At 67.4% G+C, this 16,905-nt stretch carries 18 protein-coding genes; 9 read left to right on the top strand and 9 right to left on the bottom strand.

Annotation, left to right across the window (positions count from 1 at the left end; genetic code table 11):
• Positions 1–35 precede the first annotated feature (35 nt).
• Positions 36–488 carry a DUF192 domain-containing protein gene (locus ABE464_RS13970; RefSeq protein ID WP_123730294.1) on the top strand — a complete coding sequence of 151 codons (453 nt, stop codon included), beginning with the start codon at positions 36–38 and terminating at the stop codon, positions 486–488.
• A gap of 62 nt (positions 489–550) precedes the next feature.
• On the top strand, positions 551–1,396 hold the full coding sequence (locus ABE464_RS13965; protein WP_346472463.1) for a tetratricopeptide repeat protein: 846 nt from the start codon (positions 551–553) through the stop codon (positions 1,394–1,396).
• A gap of 43 nt (positions 1,397–1,439) precedes the next feature.
• Here the strand turns inward: ABE464_RS13965 and ABE464_RS13960 are convergent, their stop codons facing one another.
• A complete protein-coding gene (locus tag ABE464_RS13960) occupies positions 1,440–1,631 on the bottom strand; it encodes a rubredoxin (protein WP_037553342.1) in 192 nt (63 codons plus the stop codon).
• Positions 1,632–1,703: 72 nt separating this feature from the next.
• Between ABE464_RS13960 and thiE the strand changes: the two genes are divergently transcribed.
• Both thiE and hemL read left to right on the top strand, forming a co-directional pair.
• The gene (thiE, locus tag ABE464_RS13955; protein WP_346468585.1) at positions 1,704–2,345 is read left to right on the top strand and encodes a thiamine phosphate synthase; all 642 of its coding nucleotides are present in this window, start codon (positions 1,704–1,706) and stop codon (positions 2,343–2,345) included.
• Complete coding sequence (hemL, locus tag ABE464_RS13950; protein ID WP_346472462.1) at positions 2,342–3,631, top strand: glutamate-1-semialdehyde 2,1-aminomutase; 1,290 nt, start codon at positions 2,342–2,344, stop codon at positions 3,629–3,631. The genes thiE and hemL overlap by 4 nt, the downstream gene beginning before the upstream one ends.
• A 49-nt stretch (positions 3,632–3,680) precedes the next feature.
• Here the strand turns inward: hemL and azu are convergent, their stop codons facing one another.
• The gene (azu, locus tag ABE464_RS13945) at positions 3,681–4,139 is read right to left on the bottom strand and encodes an azurin (protein WP_346472461.1); all 459 of its coding nucleotides are present in this window, start codon (positions 4,137–4,139) and stop codon (positions 3,681–3,683) included.
• 113 nt (positions 4,140–4,252) lie between these two features.
• Between azu and ABE464_RS13940 the strand changes: the two genes are divergently transcribed.
• Positions 4,253–4,864, top strand: coding sequence for an HAD-IA family hydrolase (locus ABE464_RS13940; protein ID WP_346472460.1), 612 nt, complete (start codon positions 4,253–4,255; stop codon positions 4,862–4,864).
• 32 nt (positions 4,865–4,896) lie between these two features.
• Here ABE464_RS13940 and ABE464_RS13935 read toward each other — a convergent pair whose 3' ends face one another.
• The gene (locus tag ABE464_RS13935) at positions 4,897–6,126 is read right to left on the bottom strand and encodes an acetylornithine transaminase (RefSeq protein ID WP_346472459.1); all 1,230 of its coding nucleotides are present in this window, start codon (positions 6,124–6,126) and stop codon (positions 4,897–4,899) included.
• A gap of 65 nt (positions 6,127–6,191) precedes the next feature.
• Between ABE464_RS13935 and ABE464_RS13930 the strand changes: the two genes are divergently transcribed.
• Entirely contained in the window at positions 6,192–7,064 is an 873-nt protein-coding gene (locus tag ABE464_RS13930) for an ion transporter (protein ID WP_346472458.1), read from the top strand.
• On the opposite strand, the gene ABE464_RS13925 is transcribed toward ABE464_RS13930, so the two are convergent.
• Both ABE464_RS13925 and ABE464_RS13920 read right to left on the bottom strand, forming a co-directional pair.
• A complete protein-coding gene (locus tag ABE464_RS13925; RefSeq protein ID WP_346472457.1) occupies positions 7,065–8,030 on the bottom strand; it encodes a YiiG family protein in 966 nt (321 codons plus the stop codon).
• An 81-nt stretch (positions 8,031–8,111) separates the two neighbouring features.
• The gene (locus tag ABE464_RS13920; RefSeq protein ID WP_346472456.1) at positions 8,112–8,930 is read right to left on the bottom strand and encodes an NAD(P)-dependent oxidoreductase; all 819 of its coding nucleotides are present in this window, start codon (positions 8,928–8,930) and stop codon (positions 8,112–8,114) included.
• Positions 8,931–9,046: 116 nt separating this feature from the next.
• Between ABE464_RS13920 and ABE464_RS13915 the strand changes: the two genes are divergently transcribed.
• Positions 9,047–9,718: a hypothetical protein gene (locus tag ABE464_RS13915; protein ID WP_346472455.1), complete on the top strand. Its 672-nt coding sequence runs from the start codon at positions 9,047–9,049 to the stop codon at positions 9,716–9,718.
• A gap of 69 nt (positions 9,719–9,787) precedes the next feature.
• Here the strand turns inward: ABE464_RS13915 and ABE464_RS13910 are convergent, their stop codons facing one another.
• The gene (locus ABE464_RS13910; RefSeq protein ID WP_346472454.1) at positions 9,788–10,450 is read right to left on the bottom strand and encodes a serine/threonine-protein kinase; all 663 of its coding nucleotides are present in this window, start codon (positions 10,448–10,450) and stop codon (positions 9,788–9,790) included.
• A 102-nt stretch (positions 10,451–10,552) separates the two neighbouring features.
• Between ABE464_RS13910 and ABE464_RS13905 the strand changes: the two genes are divergently transcribed.
• On the top strand, positions 10,553–12,556 hold the full coding sequence (locus tag ABE464_RS13905) for a VTT domain-containing protein (RefSeq protein WP_346472453.1): 2,004 nt from the start codon (positions 10,553–10,555) through the stop codon (positions 12,554–12,556).
• 53 nt (positions 12,557–12,609) lie between these two features.
• On the opposite strand, the gene ABE464_RS13900 is transcribed toward ABE464_RS13905, so the two are convergent.
• The 3 genes from ABE464_RS13900 to ABE464_RS13890 all read right to left on the bottom strand — a co-directional run bounded on the left by ABE464_RS13900 (position 12,610) and on the right by ABE464_RS13890 (position 15,462).
• Complete coding sequence (locus ABE464_RS13900) at positions 12,610–13,188, bottom strand: LON peptidase substrate-binding domain-containing protein (RefSeq protein ID WP_346472452.1); 579 nt, start codon at positions 13,186–13,188, stop codon at positions 12,610–12,612.
• A gap of 12 nt (positions 13,189–13,200) precedes the next feature.
• A complete protein-coding gene (gene mpl, locus ABE464_RS13895; RefSeq protein WP_346472451.1) occupies positions 13,201–14,565 on the bottom strand; it encodes a UDP-N-acetylmuramate:L-alanyl-gamma-D-glutamyl-meso-diaminopimelate ligase in 1,365 nt (454 codons plus the stop codon).
• A 333-nt stretch (positions 14,566–14,898) separates the two neighbouring features.
• Positions 14,899–15,462, bottom strand: a complete 564-nt coding sequence (locus ABE464_RS13890; RefSeq protein ID WP_259259244.1) for an adenylate kinase — start codon at positions 15,460–15,462, stop codon at positions 14,899–14,901.
• A 141-nt stretch (positions 15,463–15,603) separates the two neighbouring features.
• Between ABE464_RS13890 and ABE464_RS13885 the strand changes: the two genes are divergently transcribed.
• A complete protein-coding gene (locus ABE464_RS13885; protein ID WP_346472450.1) occupies positions 15,604–16,860 on the top strand; it encodes a 6-phosphofructokinase in 1,257 nt (418 codons plus the stop codon).
• Positions 16,861–16,905: the final 45 nt, after the last annotated feature.

The raw sequence follows: 16,905 nt of genomic DNA, 5'->3' as shown, positions 1-16,905 counted from the left end.
GGCCCGTGCGCCGGCCACCCCAACGAGGTACGCCCATGTCCCTGTTGCGCCTGCTGCCCCTGCTCCTGCTGTTCACCCTGACCGGCTGCGCCAGCACCAACGCCCGCCACTGGGTGGAGCTGGACGGCAACCGTTACCACGTTGAGCTGGCCACCAACGACGACACCCGCGCCCGCGGGCTGATGTTCCGCGACCAGATGCCCGAGGATCACGGCATGTTGTTCATCCACGAACGCGAAGAGCTGCAGGCGTACTGGATGAAGAACACCAAGATCGCCCTGGACATCCTGTACTTCGATGCGCAGCGCCGCCTGGTCAGCCAGCAGCGCGATGTGCCGCCGTGTTCGGCCGGTGATCGTTGCCCGCCTTACCCCAGCAGCGAGCCGGCCCGCTACGTGCTGGAACTCAATGCCGGGCAGGCCGAAAAGATGGCGCTCAAAGACGGCACCGAGCTCACGTTCGGTCCCGGCATCGCCGACGGTAAATAAAACTGTCCGGATAAACGCGCCGCGCCCTTGAATCGCGGCGCGTTTGTCGCCAGTCTTGTCCCATGCAGGGGCAGATCACATTGCCGACGTGGGACTCACTGGCCGAGCTGGATGACGAGGCGCTGCCGCTGTTGCCGACCGCGTTGCTGATCGCCCGGGACGAATACCCGGACCTGGACCCGGCCGTCTACGAGGCGGTCCTGCAGAGCCACGCTGACCACCTGCGCACCGAGATCGCCACGATCGACATGTGGCCGCTGAAGATTGCCGCGGTCAACCGCCACCTGTTCGACGAGCTGGGCTACAGCGGCGACCACGGCGAGTACTACGACCCGCGCAACAGCTATCTGAACCAGGTCTTCGAACGGCGCCTGGGCAACCCGATCTCGCTCGCACTGGTGCAGATGGAAGTCTCGCGCCGGCTTGGCATCCCGCTGGACGGGGTGTCCTTCCCCGGGCATTTCCTGGTGCGCCTGCCGCTCAATGACGGGGTGCTGGTGATGGACCCGTTCAACGGCGGCCGCCCGCTTGGCGTGGAAGAACTGCGCGAACGCGCGCGCTCACACCTGGGCGGGGAAGTCCCCGACGACGATGTGCTGGCCCAGATCCTGGATCCGGCGCCGGCACGCGCGATCCTGATGCGGATGCTGCGCAACCTGCATGGCGTGTACGTGGAACGGGGGGAATGGGACCGCGCCGCGCGCAGTGCCGACCGCCTGCTGAAGCTGGCGCCGGAACAGGACGATGCCCTGCGTGACCGCGGCATGGCCTACCTGCAGCTGGATTACGAGGCCGGTGCGCGCAGCGACCTGGGGCTGTATCTCAAGCGCAATGCCAAGGCCAGCGACGCACAATTCGTGCGCGAGAAGCTGGTCGGCCTCGGTGGCGTGGTGCCGCGCCTGCATTGAGCGCACCAAGACGCGCACCCGGGCGATGGCGTCCGGGCGTTGCTCAGTCGACTTCGACCATCTCGAAATCATCCTTGGTCACGCCGCAGTCCGGGCACGTCCACGTATCGGGAATGTCTTCCCAGCGCGTGCCCGGCGCGATGCCTTCTTCCGGCAGGCCGTCCTCTTCCCTGTACAGGAACCCGCAGACAACGCACATCCAGGTGCGGAAGGTGGTGGCGGTAGCGTCGGTCATCGGATAATCACGGTGGGACAAGGGCAGACAGCCCGCATTGTCCCACTCCCGTTGCACTACCGGTAGCCATTGATGAATCACGCTTCAGCCCCCACGCCGCCGCGCGGCGTCTACCTGATCACCCCGGACGAGCCCGATACCGCCCGTCTGCTGGCGCGTACCGCGCCGCTGCTGGCCACCGGCGTCACCCTGCTGCAGTACCGCAACAAGACGGCCGATGCCCCGCTGCGCCGCGCACAGGCCGAGGCCCTGCAGGCGCTGTGCGCCCGCTACGCCACTCCGCTGATCATCAATGACGACCCCGCGCTGGCCCAGGCGGTCGGTGCAGCCGGCGTGCACCTGGGGGAGGACGATGAAGGGATCGCCGCCGCGCGCGCCCTGCTCGGCCCGACCGCCATCATCGGCATCTCCTGCTACGACGATCATGCGCGTGCCGAACGCGCCGCCGCCGCCGGTGCCAGCTACCTCGCCTTTGGCGCCTTCTTCGCCAGCAACAGCAAGGCCACCACCCGCCGCGCCACGCCCGACCTGCTGCGGCAAAGCGCCGCACTCGGGCTGCCGCGGGTGGCGATTGGCGGGCTGACGCCGGACAATGTGGCACCGCTCATCGCTGCCGGCGCCGATCTGATCGCCGTCATCAGCAGCGTGTACGCCGCACCCGATCCGGTCGCCACGCTGCACGCCTACCTCGATTGCTTCCAGGAACCCGCATGAACCACGACCAGTCCCACGCCCTGTTCACCCGCGCCCAGAAGCTGCTGCCGGGTGGCGTCAACTCGCCGGTGCGCGCGTTCAAGTCGGTCGGCGGCGAGCCGTTCTTCGTCAAGCGCGCCGACGGCCCCTACCTGTATGACGTGGACGACAACCGCTACATCGATTACGTCGGCTCCTGGGGCCCGATGATCGTCGGCCACAATCACACCGCGGTGCGCCAGGCGGTCAAGCAGGCGATCGGTAATGGTCTGTCGTTCGGCGCGCCGTGCGAAGCCGAAGTGACCATGGCCGAGACCCTGACCCGGCTGGTGCCGTCCTGCGAGATGGTGCGCATGGTCAACTCCGGCACAGAGGCCACGCTGTCGGCGATCCGGCTGGCACGCGGCGCCACCGGCCGCACCCGCATCGTCAAGTTCGAAGGCTGCTACCACGGCCACGGCGACTCGTTCCTGGTCAAGGCCGGCAGCGGCATGCTGACCCTGGGCGTGCCGACCTCGCCGGGCGTTCCCGCCGGCCTGAGCGAACTCACCCTGACCCTGCCGTACAACGATTTCGAGGCGGCCACCGCGCTGTTCGCCGAACAGGGCGAGCACATCGCCGGGCTGATCATCGAGCCGGTGGTCGGCAACGCCAACTGCATTCCGCCGCGCGAAGGCTACCTGCAGCACCTGCGCGCGCTGTGCACGCAGTACGGCACGGTGCTGATCTTCGATGAGGTGATGACCGGCTTCCGCGTGGCGCTAGGCGGCGCGCAGGCGCATTACGGCGTCACTCCGGATCTGACCACCTTCGGCAAGATCATCGGCGGCGGCATGCCGGTGGGCGCCTACGGTGGTCGTCGCGAACTGATGTCGCAGATTTCCCCGGCCGGCCCGATCTACCAGGCGGGCACGCTGAGCGGCAATCCGGTCGCGATGGCCGCAGGCCTGGCGATGCTCGAGCTGGTGCAGGAACCGGGCTTCCATGATCGCCTGAGCGCTGCTGCAGCACGCCTGTGTGCGGGGCTGGAGGCTGCGGCGGCAGACGCGGGCGTTGCCGTGACCACCACCCAAGTCGGCGCGATGTTCGGCCTGTTCTTCACCGATCAGAAGGTGGAGACCTACGCGCAGGCTACCGCGTGCGACATCGCCGCGTTCAACACCTTCTTCCACGCGATGCTGGAGCGCGGCGTGTTCCTGGCCCCCTCTGCGTATGAAGCCGGCTTCCTGTCCAGCGCCCACGACGACAGCATCATTGATGCGACGCTCGACGCCGCCCGCGAAGCGTTCAAGGTCGTCAAGGGCTGATCAAATAACAGGGACGGAGGTAGTTAATAACTACCTCCGTCCCTGTTAATCAACCGAATACGAAGCGGCCCTTCATCATGGCAAAGTGGCCGGGGAACGAGCAGAAGAAGGTGTAGTCACCGCCCTTGGTCAGCTTGGCGGTGGAGAAGGTGACGCTGGTGCTCTGGCCACCGCCGATCACCGGCGTGTGCGCCAGCACGCGGGCATCGCCCTTGGGCAGGTAGCTGTCGGCCAGCGTCGTGCGCATGCCGGCCATCGCGACCGGCTGGTAATCGGCGGTGCGCGTCAGTACCCAGTTGTGGCCCATCGCGGTTGCGGCGAGCTTGCCAGTGTGGCGCAGGGTCAGTTTGACTTGGGTGCAATCGGCGGCGACCTTGAGTTCCTTCTGGCTGAAGCTCATCTGGTCGGTGCTGTCGATGGCGATCGCGCAGACGCGCGCATGGGCGGCCGGGGCCAGCATCAGGCCAGCGAGCAACACGGGGGCAAGCAGTTTCAAGGCGATCTCCATCAGGCAGTCCCCGCGATTCTAGTGACCGCCCGTGCAGGCGACGTGCGACGCGATGTCGCAGCGCAGGCACTGGCTGGGTTACGGTCAGCCCTGGACCTGGACGAGACTGCCCCATGCCGCGTGTGATCGAGTGCGTGCTGCTGGATTTCGATGGCGTACTGGTGCGCTATGCGCGGCATCTGCGTGTGCGCCACCTGGCCGCGAGCATCGGCTGCAGTGCGGCGCAGGTGCAGGCGGCGCTGTTCGACAGTGGGCTGGAACGCGCCTACGACAGCGGCATGGCGACCGACGCCTACCTGCAGCAACTGGGCGATGCGCTGCAGGCCACGATCAGCATCGCGCAGTGGCAGGCCGCGCGCATCGCGGCATGCACACCGGAAACTGGCGTCATCGAACGCGTGGCACGCATCGCGCAGACACTGCCGATCGGCATCCTGACCAACAATGGGGCCCTGATGGCCCAGACGATTCCGCAGCTGCTGCCGACACTGGCCGATGCTCTGCACGGCCGCATCCTGTGCAGCGGTGCGCTGGGCGGACGCAAGCCGGATCCGGCGATATTCACGCAGGCGGTGGGGCTGCTGGGCGCGCGTGCCGAGCGCACGCTGTTCATCGATGACCTGTTCGTCAACGTGCGCGGGGCACGGCTGGCCGGCCTGCAGGCGGAGACCGCGGCGGACAGCCGCGCGTTCGGCAAGATCATCAAGCGGTACGCCCTGCCGTAGAGCCGACCGTTGGTCGGCTCTACCGCCGTTGGCTAGCGCGTCGCGATGAACGACTGCACGGCCGCGCGAAGACGCTTCAGGCCTTCGGCGATCTCTTCGTCGGTGATGTTCAGCGACGGCACGAAGCGCAGCACGTCCGGGCCAGCCTGCAGGGTCAGCAGGCCGTGCTCGGCGGCGTGATCCAGGATGGGACCGGCCTGGCCGGCGAAATCCTTGTCCAGCACCGCGCCCAGCATCAGGCCGCGGCCACGGACCTGGCTGAACACCTTGAACTCGTCGTTGATCTTGCCGAGACCATCGCGCAGCGCCTGCGACTGACGGCTCACGTTGTGCGCGATCTCCGGCGAGGACAGCTTGCGCAGCGCCACCCGGGCGACGGCCGCCGCCAGCGGATTGCCACCAAAGGTGGTGCCGTGCGCGCCGAACTGCATCACCTCGGCCACCTTCGGGCCGGCCAGCATCGCGCCGATCGGGAAGCCGCCGCCCAGTGCCTTGGCCAGGGTGACGATGTCCGGTGTGATGTTGTCCTGCCAGTGCGCGAACAGCGTGCCGGTGCGGCCCATGCCGGCCTGGATCTCATCCAGCACCACCAGCGCGTTGTGCTGGTCGCACAGCTCGCGCACCCGCTTGAGGAAGCCCGGCTTGGCCGGCATCACCCCGCCCTCGCCCTGAATCGGCTCCAGCATCACCGCCGCGACGTCGCCGGCGGCCATCGCGGTTTCCAGCTGTACCTCGTCGTTGAAATCGACATAGCGGAAGCCACCGGGCAGCGGCTCGTAGCCTTCCTGGTACTTCGGCTGGGCGGTGGCGGTCACCGCAGCCAGGGTGCGCCCGTGGAAGCTGCCGCGGAAGGTCACGATCACGCGCTGGTGCGCCGGGCGGCCGAGCGAGGAGGCCCACTTGCGGACCAGCTTGATCGCCACTTCGTTGGCTTCAGCACCGGAGTTGCAGAGGAACACGCGCTCGGCGAAACGCGAGGCGGTGACCAGTTCCTCGGCCAGGCGCAGCGGCGGCTCACTGTAGAACACGTTGCTGGTGTGCCACAGCTTGCCGGCCTGCTCGATCAGCGCCGCGGTCAGGTCCGGATCGTTATGGCCCAGGCCACAGACGGCGATGCCGGCGGCCAGGTCGATGAACTCACGGCCCTGGTTGTCCCAGACGCGCGCGCCCTGGCCGCGTTCGAGCACCACCTGGCGCGGTTTGTAGACCGGCAGGTAGTAATGCGACAGGGACAACAGCGGATCGGTGGCAGCGGCAGTCATGGCAGTCAACGGCTCAGGAAAGATGCCATTCTCGCGCTTTGGGCCGGTGGGGCACAATGCGCCCCATGCGACCGTTCACCGCCCCCCAGCTCAACCCCGCGACCGAGGCCGGCTGGCGCCGCCAGTGGTTCGACATCATCTACCGCCACGACACCCGGCCCTCGCGCAATTTCGACCTGCTGCTGGTCTACGCGATCATCGCCAGCGTGGTGGTGGTCATGTTCGACAGCGTGCAGCGCTTCCATGCGGCCTATGCCGACGGGCTCTACGTGCTGGAATGGGTTTTCACGGTGCTGTTCACCGCTGAGTACATGTTGCGGCTGGTCGTGGTCAAACGCCCGCTGCGCTACGCATTCAGCATCTGGGGGATCATCGATCTGGCCTCGATCCTGCCGACCTACCTGTCGCTGTTCATCCCCGGCGCGCAGAGCCTGCTGGTGGTGCGCGCGCTGCGCATCCTGCGGGTGTTCCGGATCCTCAAGCTGACCCGCTACATCGAAGAAAGCGGCGTACTGATGGAGTCGCTGTGGCGCAGCCGCCGCAAGGTGCTGCTGTTCCTGTTCACGGTGATCACCATCACCATCATCGCCGGCACCATGATGTACGTGATTGAAGGCCCCAACCACGGCTTCACCAGCATCCCCAGCAGCATGTACTGGGCGGTGGTGACCATGGCCACGGTGGGCTTCGGCGACATCGTGCCGCAGACCGTGCTGGGCCGCTTCGTCACCTCGGTGCTGATCCTGATCGGCTACAGCATCATCGCCGTACCCACCGGCATTTACACCGCCGAACTGGCCAACACCATGCGCGATGCCGAGCATGCCGCACGCCGGGATGCGCGCGGCTGCCCGCACTGCGGGCTGGAAGGCCACGAACCGGACGCCGTGCATTGCCGCCACTGCGGCGACAAACTGCCACCGGCCTTCAATATTTGATCAGCGTGCGCCGCTGGTCTGGGCCAGGCGGTTGCTCATGTCGACCAGATCGTTGTAACTGACCAGCAAGGCTTCGGCCGAGCCCTGCGGGTTGCTGATCCGCCCACCGCTCTCCATCAGCATCTGCTCGCTGCGGGTGTACGGCTTCTTTGACTCGACGCGCTCGATACGGCGGCCGGCATCGCGGGCCAGCGCATCGGCTGCGCGCTCCACGTGCCCCCACATCGCATCGCCCTTGCCGATCTTGTCATCCTGCGCCTGCTGCAGCAGCGCCTGGAACGCGGCGAGCTGGGTGCGTGCCACCGCCAGATCGGGCGTCTCGCTGTTGAGCAGCTGCGTGAGCTGCTTGCCATCATCGAGGATCTTGATCTGGTAGTACGCCATCGAGCGGCCTTCGGAAGCTTCAATCTCCTGGAGCTGTTCGGCACGGCGTTCGTCTTCACGCTTTTCCAGCGCGGCATCCAGCGCGGTGCCTGCATCGAAGAAGGCCATGTATGCCTTCATCAACGGCGCATGCTGGCTGCGCATTCCGGCATGGTCATCGCGCAGGTAGTCCTCACGGCTGTAGTAACGGTCGGCCTGCTCGATCAGGGCGTACAGGTCGACGAAGGTCTTCTGGTAAGCGCTTGCCGCCGGATCCAGTGCGGGCTCGGCCGGCGTCATCGCGAGCGCGGCGACCATCGGGGCGTTGCACGCCTCCACACGATGCGACAACACCGTACCCGGCCCACGCACATTCTTCTCATTGCCGGTCGGGCCGGCCTCCGGATCCTGCATCCAGCCGATGTACTGCTGGAAGCCTTCGTGGATCGGCTGTTCGACGGCGTTGAAGCAGGCGATGTAGGCGTTCACCTTCTCCACGCCCTGGGTATCGGCGACGCTGCCCGGGCCCTTGCTGCAGGCGCCGAGCAGAGTGATCAAAGCGATGGCGGCGGCGAGCGGCGCGGTCCGTGTGCGAGATGACATGCGAGTGTCCATACCAATGGGGGGACGCACCATAGCAGCCGGAGGTGTGCAGCCGCTGTCATCGCACGCGCCAGCCGCGTATCACTCCAGGAACAGATCCGGCATCAGCGGACGCGACGGATCGACGGCGTAGCCGCTCAGATCGGTGATGCCGGCCTGCGCCAGCACCTCGTCATCCAGCAGGAACTGCCCGCTGAAACCGGTCGCGTCGCGGCATAGCACCGCATGCGCGGCGTCAGCCAGGATCGCCGGCGTGCGGCAGCCTGCAATGTCCACACCGGGAATCATGTTGATCGCATCGGTGGCGATCACCGTGCGTGGCCACAGTGCATTGACCGCCACGCCCTGCGGGCCGAACTCGGCCGCCAGGCCGAGGGTGACGAAGCTCATGCCCATCTTGGCCAGGGTATAGCCGGTGTGCGGGCCCCACCACTTCGGATCAAGCGTCGGCGGCGGTGCCAGCGTCAGGATGTGCGGGTTGGGCGCCTGCAGCAGATGCGGCAGGCAGGCCTGCGCGCACAGGAAGCTGCCGCGCGAATTGACCTGCTGCATCAGGTCGAAGCGCTTCATCGGCGTATCCAGCGTGCCGCGCAGCCAGATCGCGCTGGCGTTGTTGATCAGGATGTCGATGCCGCCGAAGGTATCGACCGTGGCGGCGACCGCCGCGCGCACCTGGTCCTCCTCACGGATGTCGCACTTCAGCGCCAGCCCCTGCCCGCCCGCGGCGTTCACTGCCTCGGCCGCGCTGTGGATCGTGCCCGGCAGCTTGGGGTTGGGCACGGACGACTTGGCGGCGATGGCGACATTGGCGCCGTCGCGCGCCGCACGCAGCGCGATGGCCAGGCCGATCCCGCGCGAGGCGCCGGTGATGAACAGGGTCTTGCCTTGCAGACTGGCCATGCGCGGGTTCCTTCGGTGCGATTGCAATGGACCCGCATTATGCCGCCCTGGCGCACACGCCGGATTCATGCGCGGCGTCGATACTGACTGCTTCCGTTCTGCATGGAATCAGCGACATGACGGCGATCCGCCTTCCCCTGACCGCGTTGGCCCTGGTGCTGAGTGTTGCGGCCTGCCAGCCTGCCGGCGACCCGGCTGCATCCGCCACGTCGGCAGCCGCCACGGTGCCGGGCACCGCCGGTGGCGTCTCGCCTTTCAGCGACGCGGCGATCTGGGATGGTGAGGTGGATGCCTGCCGAGGCCAGGCACCGGTGGCTGATGATTGCCTGGCCAAGGCCATGCAGGCCGCCAAGGCCAGTCCCCAGGCGATCGCGGCAGCGCATCAACTGGGCGCGCAGGGCAACCCCGGCTATGTGAGTGCATGGCGAAACCAGGACGGCGTGGGCATCGCCACCATCGAGTATCCGTTCCGCGCCAATACCAATGAAGGCACGCTGCTGGTCGACAGCGCCGGACACACGGTGGATGTGGATGCGGATGTTCTGCCGGAGATGTCGCGCGCCGACGCCACGGTCAAGCCGTTCCTGGATGCGCACCCGGAGGCCACACCGTTCGCACCGGCCGAGGCCGGCGGCAGCGAAGCGCTGCCCAACGGGGGCGTGCGCCTGATCTACAGCGCACCGATGCGTACCTGTCACGCCTGCGCGGACGATGGGATGCTGCGGGTCGCCTACGATTTCGATGCGGAGCGCCGCTTCAGCGGGAAGCAGATCCTCGATCTGCGCTGATCACCTGCGCGTGGTCAGCGTCAGCCGGCCGCTCGCCCGGTCATTGCGGCGAGTGCGCGCCGCCTGCGCTCACGGCTTGGGGCCCTGCCCTTCGTTGTCTTCCCAGTGCAGGATTTTCCGCGTGACGAAGCGGTAGACCGGCTTGCCGGTACGGAACCAGAGATCGCGCACCCATGAGGTGCGCTTGAGCAGCCGCTTTTCCACCGGGGTCAGCGACTGCCTGCAATACATGCGCTTGTGCTTGAGCAGATGGCGCAGGTCTTCGCGGGCGAGCAGGCGCATCCAGCGTGAGCGCGGATCGCCGATCACCGCCAGCTGGAAATCGATCAAGGCCGGCGAGCCGTCCTCGCGCACCAGCCAGTTGGCCTCCTTGGCCAGGTCGTTGTGTGCGATGCCGTGGCGATGCACCTGCTGCAGCAGACGTCGGGCCGCGTGGAAGTAGGCCAGGTCGCCATGCGGCGGACGCTGGTACATGGCATCACCGGCCATGAAGCTGCGGTCCAGCCAGCGCCCGTTCCAGCCCAGCAGCCGCGGCGTGGCGGGCATGCCATCCAGATGTGCCAGCGCGCGCGCCTCGCGCCGGGCCAGCCACCACGCCGGCAGCCGCAGCCACCAGGGCGTGGCCTCCAGATCACGGCGCACGAAGCGCTGGCCGTCTTCCTCCATCAGCAGGATGCGGCCGAAACTGTCGGCTTTGAGGGCGGTCGGCGCGGGGTCGGCAGGACGTGTCATGCCGCCATTCTAGGCGGGTGATCGCGTTCATTCACTGCAGATGCCGCACATTCCCGGCGTCTGGCGGGCAGTCAGTCACTTTGCCCCCTCTATAATCCCCCGATGGACTCGTCATGGATCGATGCCACGCTTGCGTGGATCTCAGCTCACCCCGTGCTTGCCGGTGCGGTCATTTTCCTCATCGCCTTCTGCGATGCCGTCATCGTGCTGGGCGCGATCGTGCCCGCGTTGCCGCTGCTGTTCGCCGTGGGTGTGTTCATCGGCCTGGGCCAGATCTCCGGGCCGTACGCGGTGGCGTGCGCCGCGTTGGGGGCGTTTGCCGGTGACGGCATCAGCTATTGGATCGGCCGCCGCTGGGGCGATCGCCTGCGCGGCTTCTGGCCCTTCAGCAAATACCCGCAGCTGCTCGACCGTGGCGAGACGATGTTCCGCCGCAATGCTTTCAAGAGCATCCTGGTGGCGCGCTATGTCGGCGCGATCCGTCCGTTCGTGCCGGCCATCGCCGGCATGATGAAGATGCCGCTGTCGCGCTACATCCAGGCCAGCGGCATCGCCAGTCTGTCCTGGGCCGTCCTGTTCCTGGCGCCCGGCTGGGTGCTCGGCGAGGCGTATGACGCCGTCGCTGCGGTCGCCGGCCGGCTGGTGATGGTATTGGCCCTGCTGGGCGTGATCATGGGCCTGGTCTGGGCAATCGTGCTGTATGGCTACCGCTGGTCGGCCTCGCGCATGGACAGCTGGCTGGCCAGCCTGCTGGACTGGTCACAGCGCCACCCGACCCTGGGCCGTTATTCAGTGGCGGTGTTCGATCCGCAGCGCCGTGAATCGGTGCCGCTGGCGATGCTGGCCGTGATGCTGCTGTTGCTGGGCTGGGGCTGGTTCGCCTTGCTGATGGCCGTGGTCGCGCACGGCGAACCGCTGATGGTGGATCTGGCCGTGCATCACGCGATGCTGGCCCTGCGCAATCCACTGGCCGATTACCCGATGGCCGCGCTGGCCTCGCTGGGGGCCTGGCAGGTCCTGCTGCCGGCCACGGCGGCCGGCATGGGCTACCTGCTCTGGCGTCGCCGCTGGATGGCGGCCGCACACTGGCTGGCCGCGCTCGCCTTCGGCCTGGCGCTGTGCAAGCTGCTCGGTGCGACGGTGGACGTGGTCCGCCCGCCGGATGCGAGCAGTGGCTTCGGCTTCCCGTCCGTCTCGGTCACGATGGCCACGATCACCTTCGGGTTCTTCGCGGTGCTGATCGCCCGCGAACTGCCGGGGCGTACCCGTGTATGGCCTTACCTGCTGTCGGGCATCATCGTCAGCCTGATCGGCTTCGCCCGCATCTACCTCGGCGCGCATTGGCTGAGTGATGTGATCGGCGGCATGTTGTTCGGTCTGTTCTGGCTGCTGGTGCTGGGCATCGCCTACCGCCGCCGGTTCAACCGCTCGTTCTGGGTCAAGCCGGTGGCATGGCTGTTCTACGGCACCTTCGCCGTGGCGGCGCTCTGGTATGCCCCGCGCAACATCCCGGTGAAGCTGGCGCGCTTCGAGCCGGCCCAGCCGACCCCGGCACCGCTGGATGCCCAGGCCTGGTGGACGACCGAGTGGCAGAACCTGCCGTCGCGCCGCAATGAGTTCGATGACGATCAGCGCTGGCCGCTGGATGTGCAGGTGGCCGGTCCGCTGGCCCCGTTGCAGCGCCGGCTGGAAAGCCAGGGCTGGCGCGTGCAGCCGCAGGCCGGCTGGGAGCAGGCGCTGCTGATGCTCGACAAGTCCTCCGACAAGGACACGGTACCGGTGCTGCCGGCCACGCTGGATACGCAGGTCGAATCGCTGCTGATGCTGCGTGCGGGCAATGCACCCAATGAAATCTTCGCCCTGCGCCTGTGGCCGGCACCGGCACGCCTGGCGGCGCCGGACAACGAACCGCTGTGGCTGGGCAGTGCCCAGACCCTGCACTACCAGCAGCACTTCAAGCTGATCGGGATGTGGCGGCCGATGCGCGGCATCGACCCGTCGCTCAATGCGGTCCGCCAGGCACTGGATGGCCTGCCACAACAGGTGGATACCCATCCGGAAACCGAGATGCCGGTGCTGCGCGTGCGCATGCCTCCGGCCCAGTGATGCAGCGCCGGGGTTGCCCGGACTAGAGGCGCAACGCGGGGCGGGACCGCGCGTTACGGCATCCAGTCCAGCAGTGCCTGCAGGCGCTGGTGCGGATCATCGTGTTGCAGCAGTTGCAGGCGTTGCGCGTCCTGCAGCGGCAGCAGCTCGGCCAGGCGCCAGCCGACCCAGCTGGCCTGCTCCATCTGCGCCGGGCTGACCGGGGCGAACGCCGCACCGGCCTGTTCGATGATGTGCTCCAGCACGGTGGCCATCAGTGCATGTTCGGGCTGCAGTTCGTCGTCGCTGTCGGCGGCGCACCAGGTCACCTCGGCGATGATCAGCCCGTTGTCGCGTACGCGGGTCCGATCCACATGGAAGCGGCGCTGGCCGCGCAGGCGCAGTACCAGCACGCAATCGGCGCCCACGTCGAAATCCTCGATCCGCGCTTCGACCCCATAGGCGGCCGGCAACGCCGGCGCACCGATCTCCTCACCGTCCAGGATCAGGCAGACACCGAAGGCTGTACCCGCACGGCTGCATTCGCGCAGCATGTCCAGGTAGCGGCGTTCAAATACCCGCAGGCCCAGCGCAGCGCCGGGCAGCAGCACGGTGTGCAGCGGGAAGAGGGGCAGCGAAGCGGTATCGGTCATGGCCGGCGGTACTCAGGGTTTCTGCAGCTGCGCCAGGAAGCGGCGCGGCGCCCCATCGAAACCGCCGTTGGACATGAACACCACATGGTCGCCCGGGGCGGCGATCGCGCCCAGCTGGGCCAGCAAGGCATCGGTGTCCGGCACGGCATGCGCTTCGCCCCGCACGGCGGCGATCACGCTGGCCGCATCCCAGGCCAGCTCGGGGCGGTGCAGGAACACCACCGCGTCGGCACCGTCCAGCGAAGGCGCCAGCGCCTGCGCGTGTGCACCCAGCCGCATGGAATTGCTGCGCGGCTCCATCGCCACCACGATGCGGGCATCACCGACCTTGGCACGCAGGCCATCGAGCGTCGTGCGGATCGCGGTGGGGTGGTGGGCGAAATCATCGTAGAGGGTGATGTCGCGTGCCTGGCCGATCACTTCCATCCGGCGTTTGACGCTGCGGAACGCGGCCAGCGCCGGGATCACCGTGGCCAGCTCGACGCCGACCGCATGCGCCGCAGCGAGGGCGGCCAACCCGTTGAGGACATTGTGCCGGCCGAGCAGCGACCAGCGCACTTCACCGACCCGCTCGCCGCGGTGGTGCACGACGAACACGCTGCCGTCGGCCTCCACCAGCTCGGCGTGCCATTCCAGCGCGGGATCAAAGCCGAAGCGCTCCACCGGGGTCCAGCAGCCCATCGCCAGTACCTCAGCGAGATAGGCATCCTCGCCATTGACGATCAGTCGCCCGCGCGCGGGCACGGTGCGGATCAGGTGGTGGAACTGGCGCTGGATCGCGGCCACGTCCGGGAAGATATCGGCGTGGTCGTATTCAAGATTGTTGAGGATCGCCACCAGCGGCCGGTAGTGCACGAACTTGCTGCGCTTGTCGAAGAACGCGGTGTCGTACTCGTCGGCCTCGACCACGAACTCACGGCCGCTGCCGACGCGCGCGGAGACCCCGAAATCCTCGGCCACGCCGCCGATCAGGAAGCCCGGTTCCCGCCCGGCGCTGTGCAGCAGCCAGGTCAGGATGGTGGTGGTGGTGGTCTTGCCATGGGTGCCGGCGACGGCCAGCGTGTCGCGGCCCGGCAGCACCTGTTCGGACAGCCACTGGGCGCCGGAGATATAGCGCTGGCCGGCATCCAGCACCGCTTCCACGGCGGGATTGCCACGCGACAGCGCATTGCCGATCACCACCTCGTCGCAGTCCGGCGCCACGCTGTCGGCGCGGTAGCCCGGATCCAGGGCGATGCCCAGGCGTTCGAGCTGGGTGGACATCGGCGGATAGATCGCCTGGTCGCTGCCGCGGACCGTATGGCCCTTCTCGCGCGCCAGTGCGGCCACGCCGCCCATGAAAGTGCCTGCAATGCCAAGGATGTGGATCGTGCTCATGCGTACGATTGTCGCCGATCACCATCGCCGATGGAGATCGCCGTCAGACAACTCCTAGTCGACTATAAGAAAAGTCCAGCGGGGTGTCGGGGAATTCCCGATAGCGCCGTACTGTGAAGACGGACACAATTGTCTCGGCCAGCCGCAGTACCCCATTGGTCCTACTCCCCAAGAGGCCATCCCCAGGGGGGCTCATGCTGCGGGGCTCTGAGCAAGCCCGCTCGCTGGCACCTTCAAACCACACGCCTGGTCCCTTCGGGGGCCGGGCGTGTGTGTTTGCGGGCCCTGCACATGCGGTGCGGGTGCGGTGCCGCCGTAGCGGCACCGACGGGCTCAGGCCTGGATCGCGGCGCGGATGCGCGCTTCCACATCGTTCAGTTCGCCCACGCCATCCACGCGTGCGAGCGTGCCGCGGCCGGCATAGAAATCCACCACCGGCGCGGTCTGGTCGTTGTAGACCTGCAGACGCTGGCGCACGGATTCGGGATTGTCATCGGCACGGCCCTGTTCGGCCGCACGGCCGGCGATACGCTCGACCAGCAGTTCGGTCGGCACGTCCAGCTGCACCACGGCATCCAGCGGCTGGCCGATCTTGGCCAGCAGGGTGTCCAGCGCGTTGGCCTGGGCCACGTTACGCGGGTACCCGTCGAGGATGAAGCCATTGGCCACATCGTCCTGGCCCAGGCGCGACTCGAGCATGCCCAGCAGGATGTCGTCGGACACCAGATTGCCGGCATCCATCACGGCCTTGGCCTGCTTGCCCAGCTCGGTGCCGGCGGCCACTTCGGCCCGCAGCAGATCACCGGTGGAAATGTGCGCAATCGAAAGATGTTCCTTCAGGCGCGTCGCCTGTGTCCCCTTGCCCGAACCGGGCGGTCCCAACAGAACCAATCGCATCAACCTGACTCCAACTTGGTAAGAAAACGGAGGGCGCGCGCCCCGGGAATGTCCACAATCACGCTGCACCGCAATACGCGCACTTTACCCCATCCGGGTAATGTCTCTGCAATGTCCGTCCCCCCAGACCAAGGTCGAACCATGTCCAAAGGTACCCTCCTCTACGCCCAGTCAGGTGGCGTCACTGCCGTTATCAATGCCACCGCCTCGGCGGTCATCAGCACGGCCAGGGCCAAAGGAATCAAGGTCTTGGCCGCGCGCAACGGCATCCTCGGCGCGCTCCGCGAAGACCTGATCGACACTTCCAGGGAGACCACGGCCGCCATCGCCGCCCTCGCCCACACCCCCGGCGGCGCGTTCGGCTCGTGCCGTTACAAGCTCAAATCGCTGGAGGCCGACCGGGCCAAGTACGAGCGCCTGCTCGAGGTCCTGCGTGCCCATGACGTACGCTGGTTCCTCTACAACGGCGGCAACGATTCGGCCGATACCGCCTGGAAGGTCTCCCAGCTGGCCAAGGCTTTCGACTACGACCTGACCTGCATCGGTGTGCCCAAGACCATCGACAACGATCTGGCCGTGACCGATACCTGCCCGGGCTTCGGCTCGGCCGCCAAGTACACCGCCGTCTCCGTGCGCGAAGCCGCGCTGGACGTGGCCGCGATGGCAGAGACCTCGACCAAGGTGTTCGTCTACGAGGCGATGGGCCGCCACGCCGGTTGGCTGGCCGCCGCCGCGGGCCTGGCCGGCCAGGGCGCCGACGACGCCCCGCACATCATCCTGCTGCCCGAGCGCGCCTATGACGAGGCCGCGTTCCTGGCCAAGGTCAAACAGGTGGTCGAGCGCGTGGGCTACTGCGTGGTGGTCGCTTCCGAAGGCATCCAGACCGCCGACGGCCGCTTCGTCGCCGATGCCGGCGGCGGCACCGATTCGTTCGGGCATACCCAGCTCGGTGGCGTGGCTTCGCAGCTGGCCGCGCGGGTCAAGGATGGGCTGGGCTACAAGGTCCACTGGACCCTGCCCGACTACCTCCAGCGCTCGGCGCGCCACCTGGCCTCCAGGACCGACTGGGAACAGGCGCAGGCGGTGGGCAAGGCAGCGGTGCAGTTCGCGCTGAAGGGCCAGAACGCGGTGATGCCGGTGATCGTGCGCACCAGCGACACGCCCTATCGCTGGAAGATCGAGGCAGCCCCGCTGCACAAGGTGGCCAATCACGAGAAGAAGATGCCGGCCGGCTTCATCCGCCGCGATGGCTTCGGCATCACCGACAAGGCCCGCGCCTATCTCGCCCCGCTGATCAAGGGGGAAGCCCCGTTGCCCTACGGGCCCGACGGGTTGCCGAAGTACGTGACGCTGAAGAACGTGGCGGTGAAGAAGAAGCTGCCCGCCTTCGAAGCGTAATCGACCCGTTAGTGCCGGCCGCTGGCCGGCACTAACGGTACGTGG

The organism is Stenotrophomonas sp. TWI587, from assembly GCF_039674145.1.
In the GTDB taxonomy this organism is placed as follows: Bacteria; Pseudomonadota; Gammaproteobacteria; order Xanthomonadales; family Xanthomonadaceae; genus Stenotrophomonas; species Stenotrophomonas maltophilia_AY.
Note: the sequence above shows the minus strand (reverse complement) of the source record. Positions and strands in the feature narration are given on the sequence as shown.